Consider the following 19,702-nt stretch of genomic DNA (forward strand, 5'->3'; position numbering starts at 1 on the left):
AAAGCTTCCTTACATTGGGTTTTGTGGGCGCCAAGGTTCGATCAGCGCGTCCAGGTTCATTGCGTCGGCGAAGTCCAGAAACTGGTCGCGCAGCCAGCTGATCTGGGTGCCGGCCGGCAGGGTCACTGTGAACGTGGCATTGAGCATGGTGCCGCCGGTCTGCGGCGCCTGATAGGTATCGCAGGTCAGGTTTTCCAGCTCGACGTTGTGATCCATGAAGAACTGGCACAGCTCATTGATGATGTCCGGGCGATATGCCGAGCTGACATAAGCCACATAGGGCAGGGCCTGCGGACGATTTTCCAGTGCCGCGCTGCGCACCACGTTGACGGTGAAGGCGTGGCGCTTGGCCAGGGTCGGCAGGCTGCCTTCGAGGCGGGCCAGAGCGTCCCAGCTGCCGGAGATTTCCAGCACCAGGGCGCTGCATTCGCCATGGCGAGTCAGGCGGGAGGTGACCACGGCGCAGCGATTTTCATGGCTGGCGCGGCACAGGACGTTAGTCAGCTCCATGGGGTTGGCGCCAAGGGCACTGATGACAAGGAATTGTTCGCGAACTGTGGGGGTGGACATGCAGCATTCCTAAAGCGATGAGCGGTCGGTAGGTCGATGGGCGTTGGCCGTCGGGAGTTTCTGCGCGTGCCGATTCAGAAAGCCCCGGGCCACGGCTCGCAATTCGCTCCAATAATGGTGGAGCGTGCTGCAGCGACGCTGGAACGGGACCTGGGAGGCCGAAAAGGGAGGCTGGAACCCGGCGTACAAGCTGATCTGTACCGATCAAAGTCTGAAGGGTAGCGAAAACCGACGCCAAGGGGAATGGCGGCGCAGTACTTCGCTTGTGCAAGCATCTTGGCGCCAGTACCATTACCGCTCTCTTTTTCCGGCAGGAGCGTTTTCATGATTCGGGGCAGTATGGTGGCACTGGTCACACCCATGGATGCACAAGGGCGTCTTGACTGGGACAGCCTCCGAAAACTCGTGGACTTCCACCTTGAAAACGGTACCCACGCCATTGTCGCGGTCGGCACTACCGGCGAATCGGCGACCCTTGATGTAGAAGAGCACATCGCCGTCATCAAAGCCGTGGTCAAGCAGGTCGCAGGCCGCATCCCGGTGATCGCCGGTACCGGCGCCAACTCGACCCGCGAAGCCGTCGAGCTGACCCGCAACGCCAAGGAAGCCGGTGCCGACGCCTGCCTGCTGGTGGTGCCGTACTACAACAAGCCGACTCAGGAAGGCCTGTACCAGCACTTCAAGCACATTGCCGAAGCGGTCGACATTCCACAGATTCTGTACAACGTTCCCGGCCGCACCTCCTGCGACATGCAGGCCGAGACCGTGATTCGCCTGTCCACCGTGCCGAACATCATCGGCATCAAGGAAGCCACTGGCGACCTGAAACGCGCCAAAGCCATCATCGACGGCGTGAGCAAGGACTTCATCGTGCTGTCCGGCGATGATCCGACTGCGGTCGAGCTGATCCTGCTGGGTGGCAAAGGCAACATCTCCGTAACGGCCAACGTCGCCCCGCGCGAAATGGCTGACCTGTGCGAGGCTGCGCTGAACGGCGACGCCGAGACCGCACGGGCGATCAACGAAAAATTGATGCCGCTGCACAAGGACCTGTTCATCGAAGCCAACCCGATTCCGGTGAAGTGGGCTTTGGTTGAAATGGGCCTGATGCACGAAGGCATCCGCCTGCCGTTGACCTGGCTGAGCGCTCCTTGTCATGAAACGCTTCGCACGGCCCTGCGCCAGTGCAGCGTCCTGGTTTAATTGAGGAAGTACAACGCATGAAGCGAATGGCCGGACTTTCCGCACTTGCCTTGATTATCTCCAGCACCAGTGGCTGCGGATGGGTCTGGGGCCCGGAAGGTTATTTCCGTGACCGTGGTAGCGATTACCTGGAAGCGCAACAGACTGCACCGATGCAACTGCCACCGAATGTCAGCACCTCCAAGCGTCTGGATCCGCTGTTGCCGATCCCGCGCAACGTGGCTGATGACACCGCCAAGGGCGAATACGTGGTGCCGCGCCCGCAACCGCTGACGGCGGTTGCCGAGGCGACCGACTACTCGCTGCAGAAGAGCGGTGACTCGCGTTGGGTCGTGGCCCAGCACCCACCGGCTGAAGTGTGGCCAGTGGCGGTGCAGTTCTTCCAGGACAACGGTTTCCGTCTGGATGAGCAGCGTCCGCAAACCGGTGAATTCACCACCACCTGGCAGCATTCCGACGAACTGTCCGCCGCTGTGGCCAAGCGCCTGAGCGCCGCCGGTGTCGGTTCCGACAGCGAAACCCGCGTGCGGGTGCGTATCGAGCCAGGCGTGCAGCGCAACACCAGTGAAATCTACGTGGTCAGCGCCGAGCGTCCTGCCGGCAGCACCGCCGACGTCGATTTCACCAACCGCTCGGTCAACACTGGCCTGGATGCAGCGCTGGTCGACGACATGCTCGCGAGCATGAGCCGGATCTCCGAGAAGGGCGGTTCGGTGTCGATGCTGGCTTCGCGTGATTTCGATACCCCAAGCCGTGTCAGCCTCAGCGAAGACGGCAGCGGCAACCCGGTACTGAACGTCGGTCCGGATCTGGATCGTGCCTGGTCGAGCGTCGGTCGTGCGCTGGAGCAAGGTCAGTGGCGCGTTGAAGACATCAACCGCAGCCTGGGCCTGTACTACATCAACCTGGCCGAAAAAGCCGAGAAGAAGGACGACAAGCCTGGTTTCTTCAGCAGCCTGTTCGGCAGTGCGCCGACCAAGGAAGAAGTTGAAGCCCGCGCCGAGCGTTATCAGGTGCGCCTGAGCAAGGTCGGCGAGAACGTTCAGGTCACCGTCGAGAAGAATATCAACACCGTCGCGCCAGCCGATGTGGCGCGCAAAGTGTTGAGCGTGATTCAGGACAACCTGGGCTGATCACATGCGCTTTGCCGTTCTCGGCAGCGGTAGCCAAGGGAACGGCACGCTGATCGCCAGCGCTGATACGTATGTGCTGGTGGATTGTGGTTTTTCCCTGCGGGAAACCGAAAAACGCCTGTTGCGTCTGGGGGTTCACCCGGCGCAACTGAGCGCGATACTCGTAACCCACGAACATGCCGACCACGTGCATGGCGTGGGTTTGCTGTCTCGGCGCTACAATCTACCGGTCTACCTCAGTCGCGGCACACTGCGCGGGATGCGCAAACCGATCGAACCCGCAGGCTTTCTGGCCGGCGGCGAGCAGCTGCAGATCGGCGCACTGAACATCGGGGTCATTGCCGTGGCCCATGATGCGCAGGAGCCGACCCAGTACGTATTCAGTGACAACGAGCAGCGGCGCTTCGGCCTGCTGACCGACCTGGGTTCCTACTGCGAGCGGGTGCTGGACGGCTATCGGGATCTCGATGCGTTGATGATCGAGTCCAACCATTGCCGCGACATGCTGGCCCGTGGTCACTATCCGTACTTTCTCAAGCAACGGGTGGGCGGCGAGCTGGGACATTTGAACAACCATCAGGCGGCATTCCTGGTGGCCGAGTTGGGGTGGCAGGGCTTGCAGCATCTGGTTCTCGCCCACCTGAGCAGCAAGAACAACCTGCCGCAGCTGGCCCGGCAATGTTTCGTCGACACCCTCGGGTGCGACCCGGACTGGCTGCAACTGGCCGATCAAGATCCAGGGCTCGACTGGCGCGATATCGCCTAGCCCATCTACTTAGCAAGCGGAGCCCATCATGGAAAAACGTGAAGAACTCTACCGCGGCAAAGCCAAATCGGTTTACAAGACCGACGACGCTGACCGCTTGATCCTGCTGTTTCGCAACGACACCTCGGCGTTCGACGGCAAGCGCATCGAGCAGCTCGACCGCAAAGGCATGGTGAACAACAAGTTCAACGCCTTCATCATGCAGAAACTCGAAGCGGCCGGCATTCCGACCCAATTCGACAAACTGCTGGGCGACAACGAGTGCCTGGTGAAGAAGCTGGACATGATACCGGTCGAGTGCGTCGTGCGTAACTACGCCGCCGGCAGCCTGGTAAAACGTCTGGGCGTCGAAGAGGGCATGAAGCTCAACCCGTACACCTTCGAACTGTTCCTCAAGGACGACGCCAAGGGCGATCCGTTCATCAACGAATCCCACGTCGTGGCATTCGGTTGGGGCACCGCCGAGCAACTGGCGCGCATGAAAGAACTGTCGCTCAAGGTCAACGAAGTCCTGAGCAAACTGTTCGACGACGCAGGCCTGCTGCTGGTGGACTTCAAGCTTGAATTCGGCGTGTTCAGCGACGGCTCGATCGTCCTCGGCGACGAGTTCAGCCCGGACGGCTGCCGTCTGTGGGACAAGGACACCAAGAAGAAGATGGACAAAGACCGCTTCCGCCAGGGCCTCGGTGACGTCATCGAAGCCTACGAAGAAGTCGCCAATCGTCTGGGTGTACCGCTTTAATCGACGCAAGCATCTGATAGCACGAAGAAAATTTTCGAAAGAGGGTTTGCTTTCGGCAGAAGTGTTGTTATGATGCGCGCCGTTGGAGAGATGCCAGAGTGGCCGAATGGGACGGATTCGAAATCCGTTGTACCTTCACCGGTACCTAGGGTTCGAATCCCTATCTCTCCGCCATTACATAGAAAAAGCCCCGTAGCTGAAGAGCTACGGGGCTTTTTTGTTTCTGTTGAAAAAATGCGATAGCAGGGCGATGAGTTGTGCGTGCCCTCTGGTGACTGAGTCAATTGTTGTCACGGAAGGATACTTTTTTGTTTTTATGCTGGATGTGTTCGTGCTCATGAGGGGTGGTAGATTCAGTTCACTTTAGGGAGAAACCGATGACATCACTGGAGCAGGGCATATCTGAACGCGCATTAGCCTTTGCCAAAGCCAATCGCACCCGCATCGCGCGTGAAGTTGCGTGTTTGACCAGGCATCCACGAGAGGATCACCCTGTGTCAGTTTTCATGGCTGGTTCTCCGGGAGCGGGGAAAACGGAAGTATCCAAAGCGTTTATCAATGTGATCGGGGCTGGCGGCTCACGTGCACTGAGGATCGACCCGGATGACTTCAGGGGATTCTTTGCTGAATACAGTGGAAATAACTCCAGCCTTTTTCAGCGAGCGGTAACAGCCATAGTCGAGCGGACTCTTGATTTGGTCTATCAGCAAGACCAGTCATTTTTGCTGGATGGGACGCTAGCTAATCCAGAGGTCGCGAGAAGAAATATTCTGCGCTCTATTGATAGAAAAAATAGGTCTGTACAGATCATTTACGTTTATCAACGGCCCGAGTTAGCGTGGGAATTTGTCCTTGCGCGTGAGGAAACGGAGGGGCGAAACATTCCATGCCGCGAATTTGTGAGGCAGTTTTATGCTGCAAAAGCATCTGTCTGTGAGTTGAAGCGAGAATTGGGCGATTCGTTGCAGGTGGATGTGATCCTTAAAAACACGGATGGCGGGAATGCTGACATTGGTATCAACCTTTCAGCTGATGAAATTGACCGGTTCGTTAACCAGCCCTATGATCAGAACGAACTGGAATGTATTTTGAACGGAGTAGCCTTATGAAAGGCGAAAGCGACGAAATCAAGGAAAAAGCATTATCGACCCCGATGTCGGCTTTTTTCCATACTGGGTCCATAGAAGAAAGACGTGAAGCGTATCTTGTTGCAGCAAATGAAGCGATTGAGATGCAAAAAGCGATAATTCGGACTGCCAAAAAAATTAAATTAGAGTCTTCCAAGTAAAGTCGTAAGACTTCCGGGCTAAAAGCCCAGCGTTATTGCTGGGCTTTTTCATTTTCAGGAAAAAAAATACCTGATCGGCCTCTGATTTGCGTGGTTCTGAAGCCGGCCCGCTCGAGAGAACGGACCGCACCGCTTAAATTTCCTTCACCGGCGTCTCCCCCTGCACACCCTTGATCAACTCGATCACATGTAAACAGTCGGCCTTGTTTACATAGGATTCGCCACTGGCAATCGTCTCGTGGTTCCCCGCCCGCAGTCTCCAGCGCCATTGGCCTTTGCCGGTGCTCGGGGTGCCTCGGGATTGCCTGTAGATCTCGAAATACATTCAGTTCGCTCCTTGCGATGGTGTTTGCGCCAACCTGTGTGGTGCATCGTCGCAAGCCTAGCGGAGCGAGGTTTTTTCGCTATCGGGCATTTGTTTCCAATCGTTGGCAGATGTTTCTGAAGAGCGCGGGCTAGAGCGCACGCATCGGCGTCTGGATTGGCCAAAATGGCGTCATTTGCACCTTGCAAGGCTATCGACGCTACTGCTTAATACGGGACGGCTCATGGCGTTGAAAATGTTTCGACGACCGACAAACATTATAAAAAGAGCATTCCCTTGACTGAGCATGGAACGGCACAGGCCACACGGGTCACGTTATCGCTGGTTGTCCCGGTTTTTAACGAGGAGGACAGTCTCGACGCGTTCATTCAGCGCATCGATGAAGTCTTCCAGCACCAGGCGTCGATTGCTCTGGAGCTGGTGTTCATCAATGACGGCAGTACGGATGCCACACTTGAGCGGCTGCTGGATCGTCAGCGGCACGACTCGCGGCTGCGCATCGTCGATCTGAGCCGCAACTTCGGCAAAGAGGCGGCGTTATCCGCCGGCTTGCAGATCGCCATCGGGCAGATTGTGGTGCCTATCGATGCCGATCTGCAGGACCCGCCCGAAGTCATTCTGCAAATGATCGAGCGTTGGCGCGAAGGGTATGAAGTGGTGCTCGGTCACCGCATCAGCCGCCGCAGCGACACCTGGGCCAAGCAGACGTCGGCGCACTGGTTCTACCGCCTGCACAACAAGATCGCCGAGCAACCGCTGCCGGAAAACGTCGGTGACTTCCGCCTGATGGACCGGTGCGTGGTCGATGCCTTGCTGACCTTGCCCGAGTCCCGGCGCTTCATGAAGGGCTTGTTCGCCTGGGTCGGGTTTCGCACCACTCATGTTGATTACGAGCGGCCAGAGCGCGTGGCAGGGCAGAGCAAGTTCAACGGCTGGCGGCTGTGGAACTTTGCCCTGGAAGGCATCACCAGTTTCAGTACCGAACCGCTGCGGATATGGACTTACATCGGCGCGGTGGTCTCGCTGGTATCTTTTGCCTTTGCCATTTTTATTGTGCTGCGCACGCTGATCCACGGCGTCGACATGCCCGGTTATGCCTCGCTGATGGTGGCCGTGACGTTCCTCGGTGGCCTGCAATTGATTGGTATCGGCGTACTCGGCGAGTACCTCGGGCGCACTTATATCGAATCCAAACGCCGGCCGGTTTTTCTGGTGCGTCGCGTCTACGACCCCAAGGACTGAAACATGGATCTCAAGGAAACCGACATCCTCGGTGACAGCATCGGTAAGCATTGGTATTATTGCTCCAAAGCGGCGGCGACCCGTCGTCTGCTCGGTGATGCGCCAGTTACGCGGATTCTCGACGTCGGCGCCGGGTCGGGATTTTTCTCGCACCATCTGCTGACCCGAACCTCGGCGCAGGAAGCGTGGTGCGTCGACATCAGTTACCCCGCCGATTCCGATGCGACCACTGCCGGCAAACCGGTGCATTACCGCCGCGATATCGGCGCCATCGACGCCGATCTGGTGCTGCTCATGGACGTACTGGAGCATGTCGACGATGACCTCGGTCTACTCAAGGCTTACGTTGACAAGGTACCGTCCGGCAGCCGTTTCCTGATGACCGTGCCGGCCTTTCAGTTTCTCTGGAGTGGTCACGACGACTTCCTTGAACACAAGCGCCGCTACACGCTGCCGCAGTTTGAAACCCTGGCCCGTGACGCCGGTTTGACCGTGCAGCGCGGTGCCTACTATTTCGGTGCGGTGTTTCCGATCGCGGCAGCGTTGCGTTTGCTGCCCAAAGGACCGCAGGCCGCGGCACCGCAGTCGCAGCTCAAGCGCCATCATCCGCTGGTCAACGGCGTGCTCAAAACCCTGTGCAGCCTTGAACTGCCGCTGATGGGCAGCAATCGTCTGGCTGGTCTGAGCGTGTTTGTGCTGGCGCGTAAACCGTGACCTCAGCCGACAGATCGGCGTTGATTCAGCGCGGCTTGCGCTTTGCCGTGACCGGTCTGTTCGTCACCGCCCTGCATGCACTGGTGGCGGTACTGTTCATCAATTTCGTTGCAGCGCAACCGCCACTCGCCAACGGCGTGGCATTTGCCGTGGCGACGGTGGTGTCCTATGTGATCAACACCACCTGGAGTTTTTCGGCCCGTTTGCATGGCAAAACCCTGCTGCGCTTCATGCTGGTTTCCTGTGGTGGATTCTGCCTTGCCATGTTCGTCGCGTGGGCGGCGCAGATCGCCGGGCTTCATTACTTGCTGGGCATCGGCGCCGTAGCGCTGATCATTCCGGCGTTCACCTTTGTGCTGCATAACTTCTGGACGTATCGATGAGGGAACTGAATAAACATCCGGCCCTCGCGCTGTTGCCGCTGCTGTTGGGCGCGCTGGCGTTTTTTCTGGTGATCGGCCCGCGGGCTCTGGACCCGCAAAACATTGCCTGGCTCAAGGACGGTGATCCGGCGACGCATTACCTGGGTTGGGTATTCTTTCGCCATTCACCCTGGACCTTTCCCCTCGGGCTGAACCCGTCCTATGGGATGGAACTGGGCAGCGCGATCATTTTTTCCGACTCCAATCCGCTGCTGGCGCTGCTGTTCAAACCGTTCAATGGCTGGTTGCCGGAGACGTTCCAGTATTTCGGTTTATGGCTGCTGGCGTGTTTCATTCTGCAAGCCTGGTTTGCCTGGAAGCTGCTCGGCTTGATCACCGACAACCCCCTATTGCGCTTGCTCGGCGCCGGGTTCCTGGTGTTTTCGCCGCCGATGTTTCTGCGTACCGGTGGACATCTTTCGCTGGCCGGGCACTTCCTGATTCTCGCGGCGCTGTATCTGGCGCTCCAACCGGCACTTGAGCGCCGACGGTTGGCGTGGGGGGCATTGCTCGCCGTGACGGCATTGGTTCATGCGTACCTGTTGGGCATGGTGGCGCTGATCTGGGTCGCGGATCTGGTTGGCAAGTTGTGGGTCGGCAAGCTGACGCGCCGTCAGGTCCTTATCGAGCTGGGCGGCTTGTTCGCGCTGGTGAGCGTGTGCTGCTGGCAGGCGGGTTATTTCAGTATTACCGATGGCGCGGCGAGCGGCGGTTTCGGCTTTTACCGAATGAACCTGCTGTCGCTGGTGGATGCCGACGGCTGGTCGTTTGTCTTGCCAAACATTCCCAATGGCGCAGGCGATTACGAAGGTTTCAACTACCTGGGGCTGGGCGTCCTGTTGCTGGTGCCAGGAGCGGCAATCGCCTGGTACAGAAGTGGTATCTCGTTGAAGGCTTTGTTGTGCAGTCGCCCGTTCCTGTTGTTGGCGTTCATCGGGTTGACGCTGTTCGCCCTGTCGAATCAGATCGGGATCGGCCTGCAGGCGTTCGGCTATCCGCTGCCGAAATTCGTGCTGCGTGTAGCGAGTATTTTTCGCGCTTCGGGCCGGATGTTCTGGCCGGTGTTCTACGCCATCGTGATATTGCTCACCTACCTGGTGGTGCGTGGTTATCGACCGCGTATCGCCATGGGGCTGCTGGCGCTGGCATTGGTGGCGCAAGTCGCCGACACCCGGATTGCCTGGGCAGGTTTGCGAGCAGCGAAAATGCTGCCCGAAGCCTCAGCCTGGGCCAGCCCGATGCATGATCCGTTCTGGGCCAGTGCGGCGGCGCACTACAAGAGCGTCCGTGCCGTGACACCGAAAAATCTGCCGGACCAGTGGCAGGCGATTGCCGATTTTGCCGGCACCCATGGGTTGAAAACCGACGCGGCTTACCTGGGGCGTACGAGCCCCAAGGCGCTGGACAAGCTGTTGCGCACGACGCAAAGCCATCTCGCCAGCGGCCAGTACGACAGCGATTCGCTGTACATCCTTGATGACGACGCGCTGGAGTTGGCGGTACAGAGCATTCACAGCGACACCGATCTGTTGACCCGCGTCGACGACTTTGTCGTGCTGGCCCCGGGCTGGAAACACTGTAATGACTGTCTGGCGATGGTCGATCAGGGGCGAGCGCTGTCGTCGATCCCGTTGAGCCAGCCGGGACTGGTGCAGACGTTCAACCGCAGCACCCGGCAACTGGTCAAAGGCTGGTCCACACCGGAAGCGTGGGGCACCTGGAGTGATGGACAGGATGCGGAACTGCGACTGCGCGTCGCTCCCGGATCGCATGCGCTGGTGATTGATGCCCTGGCCTTTGCCATGCCGCCGAACCTCAGTCAGCGAGTGATCGTCAGCATCAATGGTGTAGAGGCGTTGTCGACGCGGCTGACTCAGGTGCAGGGCAATCGGCTGGAAATACCGCTCAGCGCGGCGCAGGCAGCCGAGGAATATCTGAATGTCCGATTGCATCTGCCCGATGCAGTCAGCCCGCAAAAACTCGGCTTCAATGACGATGCGCGAGTCATGGGGTTGGGCTTGAAAACCCTGACGGTTCAGTGAAATTGTCGAACAAACCGCCAATCGTCTGATAGACGGCGATCCCAAGGACTTCATACACTGCCGGCAGTCTGGGGAGCGGGGGCAATGGATGAATCGAAATGAATTACGCAAGGCCGACATCAACCTGATGGTGGTGTTCGAGACCTTGATGCTCGAACGCAACGTGACCCGGGCGGCGGAGAAGCTGTTTCTCGGCCAGCCGACCATCAGTTCGGCGCTCAATCGCTTGCGTGCGATGTTCAATGATCCGCTGTTCATTCGCGTCGGCCATCGCATGGAGCCGACGGCCCGGGCCGAGGAACTGTTCAAGTACCTGTCGCCAGCGCTCGATTCGCTGTCGGTGGCGCTGAGCCTGACCCACGATTTCGACCCGGCCGTGAGCAACATGACGTTCCGCATCGGCCTGTCCGATGACGTCGAGTTCGGCCTGCTGCCACCGTTGCTGCGGGCGCTGCGCCAAGAGGCACCGAGCGTGGTGTTCGTGGTGCAACACGTCGATTACTGGCGCATCCCCGATCTGCTGGCCGCCGGCGACATCACCGTCGGCATCAGCCAGACCCGAGGCCTGCCCGCGAATGCCAAGCGCAAATTGCTGCGGCATATCCAGCCGAGCATCCTGCGCGCCGATGCCTCGGATTCGCCGCTGACCCTCGATGAATACTGTTCGCGCCCGCATGTGTTGGTGTCGCACACGGCCAACATCAGCGGCTATGCCGATGAGTGGCTGGCGGAAATCGGCCGCACCCGGCATGTGGTGTTGTCGGTGCCGCAATACAGTGCGCTGCCAGCGTTGCTGGCCGGCACCGACCTGATCGCCAGCCTGCCGGACTACACCGCTGAAGCCATGGCTGCCTCCGGGAGGCTGTTCAAGGAACCGTTCCCGTTCAAGACGCCGATGCTGGATCTGTCGATGGTCTGGCTCAGCCACGTCGACAGTGATCCGGCCGAGCGCTGGCTGCGTTCGCGGCTTGAGGCGTTCATGAGTGAACGGCCACTGACCGCGCCCTGAATCCCACCACAAATCTCCCCTGTAGGAGTGAGCCTGCTCGCGATGAGGGTGTGTCATTCCACAATGTTGTCCGACACAGCGCTTTCGCGAGCAGGCTCACTCCTACAAGGGTTTGCGTTCGTCTGGTCTGCCTGCTTTGCTCAATGGCAATAACCTTGGCGGAGGCCGGCCCCCATGAGCATTTCCCGTTCGTTGCTGCGTGGGCGCGGCAGTCTCGACAGCGGCAAGGTTGGCATGGTCGAGCTGTTTTTCGATCTGGTGTTCGTGTTTGCCGTGACTCAGCTCTCGCATTCGCTGCTTGCGCAGTTGTCGATTCTGGGCGCGGTGCAGGTGGCGCTGTTGATGGTCGCGGTGTGGTGGGTGTGGATTTTCACTTCGTGGATCACCAATTGGCTCGACCCGGAAAAACTGCCGATCCGCCTCGGCCTGTTCGGGCTGATGATCGCCGGTCTGCTGCTGTCGTCTTCGATCCCCAAGGCTTTCACCGAGCGCGGGCTGATGTTTGCCTCGGCGTTCGTGTTCATGCAGATCGGGCGTACGCTGTTCGCGATCTGGGCGGTGCGTGGCGAGTCGCTGAGCATGACCCGCAATTTCCAGCGGATTCTGGCGTGGTTGGTGTGCTCCGGCGTGTTCTGGATCGCCGGGGCATTTCTTGACGGGCAGCAACGTTTGTTGTGTTGGGCGCTGGCGCTGGCGATCGAACTGATTTCACCTTCGTTGTATTTCTGGGTGCCGGGGCTGGGGCGTTCGTCGTTGAGTGACTGGAACGTCGAAGGCAATCACATGGCCGAGCGCTGTGCGCTGTTCGTGATTATCGCTCTTGGTGAATCGTTGCTGGTGACCGGCGCGACGTTCGCCGAGCTGACGCTGAGTACCACCGGGGTCATGGCGTTTCTGGTGGCGGTGCTCGGCAGCATCGGCATGTGGTGGGTGTACTTCGACAGCGGCGCCGAGCGCGCGCATCACCGCATCGCGCATTCGAGCGATCCCGGTCGTCAGGCGCGCATCGCCTACACCTACCTGCACGTGCTGATCGTTGCCGGAGTGATCGTCAGTGCGGTGGCCGACGAACTGGTGCTGGTGCATCCGGATCATGCCAGTGACGCCGGGATCCTGGTGATCGTGGGCGGGCCTTGGCTGTTTCTGTTGGGCAATGCTCTGTTCAAGTGGGTCATGTCCGACCGGCCGCTGCCACCCTTGTCGCATGTGGCGGGGCTGGTGTTGCTCATGCTGGCGCTGCCGCTGGCGTTGAATCACTGGTTTTCGGCGCTGATGCTCGGGGCGCTGACCACGGCGATCGTGGTGCTGGTAGCGCTGTGGGAAAGCCTGGCATTGCGTCAGGCGTCGGCCTCGATAACCTCGGAAAAAGCCGCAGGAGAGTAGGCCAGCGCTGTGGTATATGTACGACTTTTCTGCCGACCGACTGGAGCACCCCATGCCACACCTGCACATGGAATACACCGCCAACCTGCCGCAGTTGAACGCTGATGTGGCGTTGATCCGGCTCAACAACACGCTGGTGGGTTCCGGTCAGTTCGCTGCGGAGTTCGATATCAAAAGCCGGGCGGTGAAGGTCGAGACCTTCAAGGTCGGTACCGGCATCGGCGAGCGCGCTTTCGTCCATGTGAAACTGGCGCTGCTCAGTGGTCGCTCGCCGCAGATCAAGAAGCAGCTCTCGGATAGCCTGCTGGCGGTGTTGCAGGATTTGTGCGAATGGCCGGCCGGAGTCGAAGTGCAGTTGTGTGTGGAATTGCTCGATATCGACCGCGATTCCTACACCAAGACCGCCATCGGCGTGTAGGACTCAGGCCGCTTCCAGCTCACTGCAGACCTTGATCACCTGCTCCCGCAGCCAGACGTTGGCGCTGTCCTGATCGGCGCTCTGGCTCCACTGCATGTCGAGCGTGAACCCCGGCAAACCGTTCGGCGCCTCGCAGTGATTGAATACCGTCTCTTTGGTCAGCAGGCGCTGGATGCGTCGGGGCAAGGTGAGGATGAAGTCGGTGCCGGTGATCATTTTCAATGCCGCGCTGTAGCTGTTGGAGCGCGCGACGATCTGCCGTTTCTGCGCCTGACGCGCCAGCCAGCCATCGACCATGTTGGTGGTGGAAGTCCACGGCGTCGGGAACACATGGCGCCGCTCGGTGAAGGCCTGCAGGCTCAGGCGCGGCTCCAGCGGCGTGGCGCGTTTGTCGAAGACACAGACCAGATCGTCCTCCAGCAGCATCCGCGATTTAAGGTCGGTGTGGCTGCGGTGGAAGTTGGGGCCGAAACAGATCACCAGGTCGAGACTGCCGTCGCGCAGTTCGTCGGCGGGCACATCGGTCTCGAACTTGTGCATGTTGACCACTACCGGCAAATCATCGAAGTCGAAACGCTTCAACAGGCGCGGCAACACCAGTTGCTCAAAGTATTCCGGGGCACAGATATTGAAGGTCACCGCTTGCCGGGTCGGATCGAAGGCCGGGGCGCCGGCGTGGCACAGGTTGATGCTTTCGAGGATCTTCTGCACATGACCGTACATGGTGCCGGCCTTGTAGGTGGGACGCATGCCCGTGCGGGTGTTGATGAACAACTCGTCTTCGAAACTGGTGCGCAATTTTTTCAGGCAGTAGCTGACAGTGGACTGGCTGACGCACAGCGTCTCCGAGACATCCGTGACGCTGCTTTGCTCATACACGGCGATAAACACCATGAGGTCCTGCATGTCGAGCTTTCGAAGCAAGTTACTGTTCAGCATCCGTTCCGTCCCGCTGTGCTCCTTGCGCTGAATCCGCGCAAACGTGTGCGCATGATCGTAGCGGAACGATGGTGCCAGGACAAAGCCCTGTAGGACGTTTCGATGTCGCCAGTGGGACAGAAAGTTTTAGTAACACGACGTCGGCAAATAAAGCGCAAAAAGATGGCAACAGGCCTCTAGCCCGGCGGCGGCATTCGGCTTCAACGGATGTATCGGGCGTACTGCCGAGGGTCAAAGCGCAGCACTATCAGCAGCATCACCACCATCACTGCGGTCAGCGACCACCAAGCCCATTCAAAGCTGCCGAGGCGGTCGCGGATGATTCCGGCGAGCAGCGGCGAAAGTCCGGCGATCAAGTAGCCGATGCCTTGCACGAACGCGGTCAGGCTGCCGGCGCGCTGCGGGTTGTCGAGGTGATCGAGCGAGACGATCAGGCTCATCGGAAACAAGCCGCCAATCCCCAGCCCTAACAGACAGGGCCACAGCAAGCTGAGGTGTTGCGGGCTGAGGATCAGTCCGCAGAAGCCGCCGATGATCAGCAGCAGCAACGCTGCGAGGACGGCACGGCGATCACGGCTGCGGTTGGCGATGGCCGGCGTCAGCAGCCCGGAAATCACCTCCATGGCGGTCAGAAAACCCAGCAGCAGCCCGGCGTGCTGTTCGCTCCAGCCTTGTTCCACGTAGTACGGCGCCAGCCAGGCGAGTACGCAGGTGTAGGATGCCGTGCCGAGGCCGAAGAAGAGGGCCAGCAGCCAGGCACGGGAATTACGCATGAAGGACTCTTTTCCTACAGGCGTGTTCTGGATGGATGGCGGAATCGACTGTGTCCACCAGGCCAGCAACGCGAGCAAGGCCAGTGCCGCCCAGATCGCCAGCCCGATCCGCCAGCTGCCGGTCTGCAGCAGCACCAGCGGCGAGAATGAGGCGGCGAGCGCGGCGCCGCCCATGATCGACGTGACATACAGGCCCATGCACAGCGCCACATGGTCGGGGAAGCGTGACTTGATCAGCACCGGCATCAGCGCCTGAATCAGGGCGATACCCATCCCGGCCAGCACCGCGCTGCCAATCAACTGCGTTGCCGAATCGAGCACCAGCCGCGACAGCGTCGCCAGGCCGATGATCAACAACGACAGGATCACCGTGCGTTGCTCGCCCAGGCGCCGGCTGATGCCGATACCGAAAAACATCGCCAGCCCCATCGCCATCACCGGCAGCATGGTCAGCAGCGAAGCCACACTGAAACTCAGCGGGATATCGCCACGAATCGCCGACAACAACGGCCCGACGGCGGCCATGGAGGGACGCAGGTTGAGCGCGACGAGGATGATCCCGAACATCAGCCAGACAGCGGGGCGGGTGGTGGCGCGGACATTTTCCATCGGCAGACTCTGGATTGCGGAGGCTGACGATTAGGCGGCGCAGCGCACGTATCGGCAAATCAGATTTCCCGAGCATTATTTAAAAACTAAATATGACTCTCCCCACTGTAGGAGCTGCCGCAGGCTGCGATCTTTTGATCTTGTTTTTCAAGACCAAGATCAAGATCAAAAGATCGCAGCCTGCGGCAGCTCCTACACGGGACGGATTTATCTTGCCAATCACGCTGTAAGACTATTCTTTCTCTCTGGCAGGACATTTCGTTACAGCTCTGGCCCAGCGCAGGCGCGTAAAACGCCGGCGGCGATATATACTGCGCGCCATTCTTCAAGGGAGAGCCGTGTGGCCATCGATATTCACTGGATTCGCGACAACGAAAGCCTCGCGCAGTTTTGCGCCGAGTGGCAGCAACTGCCGTTCGTTGCCCTCGACACCGAATTCATGCGGGTCGACACCTTCTACCCGATTGCCGGTTTGCTGCAGGTCGGTGACGGCAAACGCGCCTACCTGATCGATCCGCTGACCATCGACGCCTGGCAACCGCTGGCGGCGTTGCTGGAAAACCCGGCGGTGCTCAAAGTCCTGCATGCCTGCAGCGAAGACCTCGAAGTGTTGCTGCGTCTGACCGGCAGCCTGCCGGCGCCACTGTTCGACACACAATTGGCAGCGGCCTACCTGAACCTCGGGTTCTCGATGGGCTATTCGCGACTGGTGCAGGAAGTACTCGGTATCGAGCTGCCGAAGGGCGAAACCCGTTCCGACTGGTTGCAGCGTCCACTTTCCGACACACAAATCAGCTACGCCGCCGAAGACGCGGTGCATCTGGCGGAAGTTTTCGTACAGCTGGGGCCGAAACTGTCTGACGACAAATTCGCCTGGGTGCTTGAGGACGGCGCCGAACTGGTGGCCAACCTGCGCCGCGAGACCGACCCGTACGAGGTCTATCGCGAAGCCAAACTGGCGTGGAAACTGTCCCGCGCGCAACTGGCGGTGCTGCGTGAGCTGTGCGCCTGGCGTGAAAAAGAAGCGCGTGCCCGTGATCTGCCGCGCAACCGCATCGTCCGTGAACACTCGCTGTGGCCGCTGGCCCGCACGCAACCGGACAACCTCGCCGCGCTGGGCAAGATCGAAGACATGCACCCGCGTACCGTGCGTCAGGACGGCCAATTTCTGCTTGATCTGATCAAGCGCTCTGGCAGTGTGGGGCCTGATCAATGGCCGCCGGCGGTGCCGGAACCATTGCCGGTCGAAGCGGCGGCGCTGATCAAGCAACTGCGCGCCCTCGGCCAAGTCGAAGCCGAGCGTCTGGGTATCGCACCGGAACTGATGCTGCGCAAGAAAACCCTCGAAGCGCTGGTCAAAAGCGGCTTCCCCGAGGGCCCATATCAATTGCCTGAGTCGCTGCGTGGCTGGCGCCGCGAACTCATGGGCCAGAAGCTGCTCGACAGCCTGGCCACCGCCGGAGAACAGCCTTGAAACGTATTTGCTCCATTTACCAAAGCTCCAAGCGAAGCGGAATGTACCTTTATGTGCTCAAGAGCGATGCGCTTGAGCGCGTACCCGAGGCACTGATGGCTGCTTTCGGCAAGCCGAAACATTCGTTCGATCTGGTGCTGTCGCCTGAGCGCAAGCTGGCCAGCGAGGACATCGTCGTGGTCCTGGAAAACCTCGACAAGCAGGGCTACCACCTGCAGATGCCACCGGCCGAGGACGAGTACATCGAACACCTGCCCGAAGAATTGCTGCGACGCAACGACCCGGTCTGATCTGCGAGGCCCTGTTCTGGGCCTCTTGCCACCCTGGAACTGATTTTACGGCGACGACCGCCACGAAGGAGCACGGCTCTTTCGGCGGTTGCCTGCACGGTTTGCGAAAGGTTTGAAGATGCGCGTTCTGATTGCTGAACACGACCACGCGGTGTACGCCCGGCTGCTGCGTCAGGCGGCCCCCGAACTTGAAGTACTGACCAGTGGCGACTCTGCCGAGCTGGCCCGTCAGGCGGCCGATTGCCCGGTGTGGCTGGGGCAGCCGGATCTGCTGGCGACCCTGCTGCGTCAGGGCCATCAGCCGCAATGGTTGCAATCGACCTGGGCCGGCATCACGCCGCTGCTCGCCGACGGCTTGCGCCGCGATTACCGCCTGACCCGCGCGGTGGGGATCTTCGGTCAGGTGATGGCCGAATACGTGCTGACCTACATGCTCGGTCACGAGCGGGAAGTGCTGGCGCGGCTGGTCAGCCAGGTCGAGCGCAAATGGGACAACCGCACCGGCCAGAGTCTGGTCGGGCGCAAGGTGCTGATCGTCGGCACCGGCGATATCGGCCAGAGCGTGGCGCAGTTCCTGTTGCCGTTCGGCGTCGAGTTGTACGGCATCGCCAGCAGCGCGCGCGAGCAGGCGCCGTTCGTCGAAGTCGGCTCGATGGCCGATCTGCCGCGACTGGTGGGGGAGGTCGATTACGTGGTCAATCTGCTGCCGAATACCGAACACACCCACGACATTTACGACGCGGCGCTGTTCAAGCAATTCAAACCGACCGGTTTGTTCATCAACGTTGGGCGCGGCGTGGCGGTGGTTGATGCGGATCTGGTCGAAGCCTTGAAGGAAGGGCATCTGGCCGGTGCGGTGATCGACGTTTGCCGTCAGGAGCCGTTGCCGCAACGCCATCCGTTTTGGACTGCCTGGGGCTTGTTGCTGACCGGGCACAGCTCGGCACCGACGTCGCCGGCGCTGATGGTGCAGTTGTTTGTCGACAACCTGAAGGCGTATCAGGCGGGAGAGGCGTTGCGCGGGGAAGTGGATTTCAACCGCGGTTACTGAGGTGTAATTAAAAGATCGCAGCCTTCGGCAGCTCCTACAGGGATCAATGTAGGAGCTGCCGAAGGCTGCGATCTTTTGCGTTTAAAGGGTGAAGCTGCCTTCAGCCGCCAGCTCGCTCAGCGGACGACGCGGGCTCGGTTCTTCACGGGCCTGCAGGTACTCGGCCAGGGTCGCCTTGTCACCCAGCTTGCCAACAGCGACCGCCGCATGCAGCGCATAACCTTCAGGAATGTTCAGCTCCTTGCGGGTCAGCTCCTGATCGAAACCGGCCATGCCGTGGGTGTGCCAGCCGCTGATGCTCGCTTGCAGCGCCAGGTGGCCCCAGGCCGAACCGGTGTCGAAGGTGTGCCACAACGCCGGGGACTCTTCGCTGGCACCGGGGGCGGTGAAGGTGGTTTTCGACATCACGATCACCAGCGCCGACGCGTGTTGCGCCCAGCTGCGGTTGAACTCGTTCAGTAGACCCAGGAAGCGCTGCCAGTTCGGCGTATCGCGACGCGCATAGAGAAAACGCCACGGCTGCGAGTTGTAGGCCGAAGGCGCCCAGCGTGCGGCTTCGAAAAAACTCAGCAGGGTTTCTTCCGGGATCGCTTCGTCGGTGAAGGCGCGGGGCGACCAGCGATCGGTGAACTGCGGGTGAATGGCGTAATCGGCAACGCGAGGGTTGGCACTCATCGAAAGATTCCTTGCTGTGTTTGCGTCATGAATTCGTGGCAAAACCCTACTGGGCGGCGATTCGGCTGACAAGCGCGATTTACCGACAGTCGCCAGCGCTTGGCCCGCAAGGCCTTGGGCACTAGACTGGCGGCCTTTTCACCACCTGATGTTGATGCTTGAGCCATGGCCGCCAAAGTCGAACCGTTCTGGAAACGTAAAACCCTCGAGCAACTGGATCACGAGGAATGGGAATCGCTGTGCGACGGCTGCGGTCTGTGCTGCCTGCAGAAACTCGAAGATGAAGAAGACAACAGCGTCTATTACACGCGCATCGCCTGCAAACTGTTGGACCTGAAAACCTGCCAGTGCAGCGATTACCCGAACCGCATCAAGTTTGTCCCGGACTGCATCCAGCTCACTCCTGGCCAGGCCGAAGCATTCAAATGGCTGCCGCCGACTTGCGGTTATCGTCTGGTCAGTGAAGGCAAGGATCTGCCGCTGTGGCACCACCTGGTGTGCGGCGATCGTGACGCCGTGCACCACGAACGGATTTCCCAGTCCGGGCGCATGCTCGCCGAAGGCAGCGTGCCGGAGGATGACTGGGAAGATCACCTGATTTTTCGCGCCGGTTAAACACCGAGGGTTTCCAGGA

At 59.9% G+C, this 19,702-nt stretch carries 22 protein-coding genes and 1 tRNA gene; 18 read left to right on the forward strand and 5 right to left on the reverse strand.

The genetic code is table 11. The annotated features are described in order from the left end of the window. Positions 1 to 9: 9 nt before the first annotated feature. Positions 10 to 570 (reverse strand): glycine cleavage system protein R, encoded by a 561-nt coding sequence (locus tag PMI25_RS05540; protein WP_007963284.1) that lies wholly within the window; start codon positions 568 to 570, stop codon positions 10 to 12. A 324-nt stretch (positions 571 to 894) separates the two neighbouring features. Here PMI25_RS05540 and dapA point away from each other — a divergent pair, with 324 nt between their 5' ends. The 7 genes from dapA (at position 895) to PMI25_RS05575 (ending at position 5,702) form a co-directional block, all read left to right on the forward strand. Beyond that, on the forward strand, positions 895 to 1,773 hold the full coding sequence (gene dapA, locus PMI25_RS05545) for a 4-hydroxy-tetrahydrodipicolinate synthase (RefSeq protein ID WP_007963285.1): 879 nt from the start codon (positions 895 to 897) through the stop codon (positions 1,771 to 1,773). Positions 1,774 to 1,790: 17 nt separating this feature from the next. Continuing rightward, entirely contained in the window at positions 1,791 to 2,906 is a 1,116-nt protein-coding gene (gene bamC, locus PMI25_RS05550; RefSeq protein ID WP_007963286.1) for an outer membrane protein assembly factor BamC, read from the forward strand. 4 nt (positions 2,907 to 2,910) lie between these two features. Further along, the gene (locus PMI25_RS05555) at positions 2,911 to 3,672 is read left to right on the forward strand and encodes an MBL fold metallo-hydrolase (protein ID WP_007963287.1); all 762 of its coding nucleotides are present in this window, start codon (positions 2,911 to 2,913) and stop codon (positions 3,670 to 3,672) included. Between the two features lie 28 nt (positions 3,673 to 3,700). Further along, a complete protein-coding gene (gene purC / locus PMI25_RS05560; RefSeq protein WP_007963288.1) occupies positions 3,701 to 4,414 on the forward strand; it encodes a phosphoribosylaminoimidazolesuccinocarboxamide synthase in 714 nt (237 codons plus the stop codon). Positions 4,415 to 4,498: 84 nt separating this feature from the next. Beyond that, positions 4,499 to 4,588 (forward strand) — tRNA-Ser (locus PMI25_RS05565). A 203-nt stretch (positions 4,589 to 4,791) separates the two neighbouring features. Next, positions 4,792 to 5,523, forward strand: coding sequence for a zeta toxin family protein (locus PMI25_RS05570; RefSeq protein WP_007963289.1), 732 nt, complete (start codon positions 4,792 to 4,794; stop codon positions 5,521 to 5,523). Further along, on the forward strand, positions 5,520 to 5,702 hold the full coding sequence (locus tag PMI25_RS05575) for a hypothetical protein (RefSeq protein WP_007963290.1): 183 nt from the start codon (positions 5,520 to 5,522) through the stop codon (positions 5,700 to 5,702). Before PMI25_RS05570 ends, PMI25_RS05575 begins: the two co-directional genes overlap by 4 nt. Before the next feature lie 133 nt (positions 5,703 to 5,835). Here the strand turns inward: PMI25_RS05575 and PMI25_RS05580 are convergent, their stop codons facing one another. Beyond that, positions 5,836 to 6,027 (reverse strand): YegP family protein, encoded by a 192-nt coding sequence (locus tag PMI25_RS05580; protein WP_007963291.1) that lies wholly within the window; start codon positions 6,025 to 6,027, stop codon positions 5,836 to 5,838. A gap of 276 nt (positions 6,028 to 6,303) precedes the next feature. Between PMI25_RS05580 and PMI25_RS05585 the strand changes: the two genes are divergently transcribed. The 7 genes from PMI25_RS05585 (at position 6,304) to PMI25_RS05615 (ending at position 13,257) form a co-directional block, all read left to right on the forward strand. After that, positions 6,304 to 7,269, forward strand: a complete 966-nt coding sequence (locus PMI25_RS05585; RefSeq protein ID WP_007963292.1) for a glycosyltransferase family 2 protein — start codon at positions 6,304 to 6,306, stop codon at positions 7,267 to 7,269. A gap of 3 nt (positions 7,270 to 7,272) precedes the next feature. Next, a complete protein-coding gene (locus PMI25_RS05590; protein ID WP_007963293.1) occupies positions 7,273 to 7,983 on the forward strand; it encodes a class I SAM-dependent methyltransferase in 711 nt (236 codons plus the stop codon). Next, entirely contained in the window at positions 7,980 to 8,366 is a 387-nt protein-coding gene (locus tag PMI25_RS05595) for a GtrA family protein (protein WP_007963294.1), read from the forward strand. Before PMI25_RS05590 ends, PMI25_RS05595 begins: the two co-directional genes overlap by 4 nt. Continuing rightward, a complete protein-coding gene (locus PMI25_RS05600; RefSeq protein ID WP_007963295.1) occupies positions 8,363 to 10,447 on the forward strand; it encodes a DUF6311 domain-containing protein in 2,085 nt (694 codons plus the stop codon). Before PMI25_RS05595 ends, PMI25_RS05600 begins: the two co-directional genes overlap by 4 nt. An 88-nt stretch (positions 10,448 to 10,535) precedes the next feature. Continuing rightward, entirely contained in the window at positions 10,536 to 11,456 is a 921-nt protein-coding gene (locus PMI25_RS05605) for a LysR substrate-binding domain-containing protein (RefSeq protein WP_007963299.1), read from the forward strand. 174 nt (positions 11,457 to 11,630) lie between these two features. Next, the gene (locus PMI25_RS05610; protein ID WP_007963303.1) at positions 11,631 to 12,839 is read left to right on the forward strand and encodes a low temperature requirement protein A; all 1,209 of its coding nucleotides are present in this window, start codon (positions 11,631 to 11,633) and stop codon (positions 12,837 to 12,839) included. Between the two features lie 52 nt (positions 12,840 to 12,891). After that, positions 12,892 to 13,257 (forward strand): 5-carboxymethyl-2-hydroxymuconate Delta-isomerase, encoded by a 366-nt coding sequence (locus PMI25_RS05615; protein ID WP_007963304.1) that lies wholly within the window; start codon positions 12,892 to 12,894, stop codon positions 13,255 to 13,257. A gap of 3 nt (positions 13,258 to 13,260) precedes the next feature. Here PMI25_RS05615 and PMI25_RS05620 read toward each other — a convergent pair whose 3' ends face one another. Beyond that, positions 13,261 to 14,196, reverse strand: a complete 936-nt coding sequence (locus PMI25_RS05620) for a LysR family transcriptional regulator (RefSeq protein WP_007963305.1) — start codon at positions 14,194 to 14,196, stop codon at positions 13,261 to 13,263. A gap of 200 nt (positions 14,197 to 14,396) precedes the next feature. Next, positions 14,397 to 15,578 carry a cyanate transporter gene (locus tag PMI25_RS05625; RefSeq protein ID WP_007963306.1) on the reverse strand — a complete coding sequence of 394 codons (1,182 nt, stop codon included), beginning with the start codon at positions 15,576 to 15,578 and terminating at the stop codon, positions 14,397 to 14,399. A gap of 340 nt (positions 15,579 to 15,918) precedes the next feature. Between PMI25_RS05625 and rnd the strand changes: the two genes are divergently transcribed. The 3 genes from rnd (at position 15,919) to PMI25_RS05640 (ending at position 18,393) form a co-directional block, all read left to right on the forward strand. Further along, entirely contained in the window at positions 15,919 to 17,052 is a 1,134-nt protein-coding gene (gene rnd / locus PMI25_RS05630) for a ribonuclease D (RefSeq protein WP_007963307.1), read from the forward strand. Beyond that, complete coding sequence (locus PMI25_RS05635; protein ID WP_007963308.1) at positions 17,049 to 17,342, forward strand: YcgL domain-containing protein; 294 nt, start codon at positions 17,049 to 17,051, stop codon at positions 17,340 to 17,342. Before rnd ends, PMI25_RS05635 begins: the two co-directional genes overlap by 4 nt. A gap of 118 nt (positions 17,343 to 17,460) precedes the next feature. Continuing rightward, a complete protein-coding gene (locus tag PMI25_RS05640; protein ID WP_007963309.1) occupies positions 17,461 to 18,393 on the forward strand; it encodes a D-2-hydroxyacid dehydrogenase in 933 nt (310 codons plus the stop codon). An 81-nt stretch (positions 18,394 to 18,474) separates the two neighbouring features. Here PMI25_RS05640 and PMI25_RS05645 read toward each other — a convergent pair whose 3' ends face one another. Next, on the reverse strand, positions 18,475 to 19,068 hold the full coding sequence (locus tag PMI25_RS05645) for a nitroreductase family protein (RefSeq protein ID WP_007963310.1): 594 nt from the start codon (positions 19,066 to 19,068) through the stop codon (positions 18,475 to 18,477). 165 nt (positions 19,069 to 19,233) lie between these two features. On the opposite strand from PMI25_RS05645, the gene PMI25_RS05650 reads away from it, so the two are divergent. Continuing rightward, on the forward strand, positions 19,234 to 19,683 hold the full coding sequence (locus PMI25_RS05650; protein WP_007963311.1) for a YcgN family cysteine cluster protein: 450 nt from the start codon (positions 19,234 to 19,236) through the stop codon (positions 19,681 to 19,683). Positions 19,684 to 19,702: the final 19 nt, after the last annotated feature.

Source organism: Pseudomonas sp. GM30 (assembly GCF_000282275.2).
Taxonomy (GTDB): Bacteria; Pseudomonadota; Gammaproteobacteria; order Pseudomonadales; family Pseudomonadaceae; genus Aquipseudomonas.

What these genes read in the sequence shown, in the direction of transcription:
- PMI25_RS05540 (WP_007963284.1), bottom strand. Translation starts at nt 570, where the DNA reads ATGTCCACCCCCACAGTTCGCGAACAATTCCTTGTCATCAGTGCCCTT.
- dapA (WP_007963285.1), top strand. Translation starts at nt 895, where the DNA reads ATGATTCGGGGCAGTATGGTGGCACTGGTCACACCCATGGATGCACAA.
- bamC (WP_007963286.1), top strand. Translation starts at nt 1,791, where the DNA reads ATGAAGCGAATGGCCGGACTTTCCGCACTTGCCTTGATTATCTCCAGC.
- PMI25_RS05555 (WP_007963287.1), top strand. Translation starts at nt 2,911, where the DNA reads ATGCGCTTTGCCGTTCTCGGCAGCGGTAGCCAAGGGAACGGCACGCTG.
- purC (WP_007963288.1), top strand. Translation starts at nt 3,701, where the DNA reads ATGGAAAAACGTGAAGAACTCTACCGCGGCAAAGCCAAATCGGTTTAC.
- PMI25_RS05570 (WP_007963289.1), top strand. Translation starts at nt 4,792, where the DNA reads ATGACATCACTGGAGCAGGGCATATCTGAACGCGCATTAGCCTTTGCC.
- PMI25_RS05575 (WP_007963290.1), top strand. Translation starts at nt 5,520, where the DNA reads ATGAAAGGCGAAAGCGACGAAATCAAGGAAAAAGCATTATCGACCCCG.
- PMI25_RS05580 (WP_007963291.1), bottom strand. Translation starts at nt 6,027, where the DNA reads ATGTATTTCGAGATCTACAGGCAATCCCGAGGCACCCCGAGCACCGGC.
- PMI25_RS05590 (WP_007963293.1), top strand. Translation starts at nt 7,273, where the DNA reads ATGGATCTCAAGGAAACCGACATCCTCGGTGACAGCATCGGTAAGCAT.
- PMI25_RS05600 (WP_007963295.1), top strand. Translation starts at nt 8,363, where the DNA reads ATGAGGGAACTGAATAAACATCCGGCCCTCGCGCTGTTGCCGCTGCTG.
- PMI25_RS05605 (WP_007963299.1), top strand. Translation starts at nt 10,536, where the DNA reads ATGAATCGAAATGAATTACGCAAGGCCGACATCAACCTGATGGTGGTG.
- PMI25_RS05610 (WP_007963303.1), top strand. Translation starts at nt 11,631, where the DNA reads ATGAGCATTTCCCGTTCGTTGCTGCGTGGGCGCGGCAGTCTCGACAGC.
- PMI25_RS05615 (WP_007963304.1), top strand. Translation starts at nt 12,892, where the DNA reads ATGCCACACCTGCACATGGAATACACCGCCAACCTGCCGCAGTTGAAC.
- PMI25_RS05620 (WP_007963305.1), bottom strand. Translation starts at nt 14,196, where the DNA reads ATGCTGAACAGTAACTTGCTTCGAAAGCTCGACATGCAGGACCTCATG.
- PMI25_RS05625 (WP_007963306.1), bottom strand. Translation starts at nt 15,578, where the DNA reads ATGGAAAATGTCCGCGCCACCACCCGCCCCGCTGTCTGGCTGATGTTC.
- PMI25_RS05640 (WP_007963309.1), top strand. Translation starts at nt 17,461, where the DNA reads ATGCGCGTTCTGATTGCTGAACACGACCACGCGGTGTACGCCCGGCTG.
- PMI25_RS05645 (WP_007963310.1), bottom strand. Translation starts at nt 19,068, where the DNA reads ATGAGTGCCAACCCTCGCGTTGCCGATTACGCCATTCACCCGCAGTTC.
- PMI25_RS05650 (WP_007963311.1), top strand. Translation starts at nt 19,234, where the DNA reads ATGGCCGCCAAAGTCGAACCGTTCTGGAAACGTAAAACCCTCGAGCAA.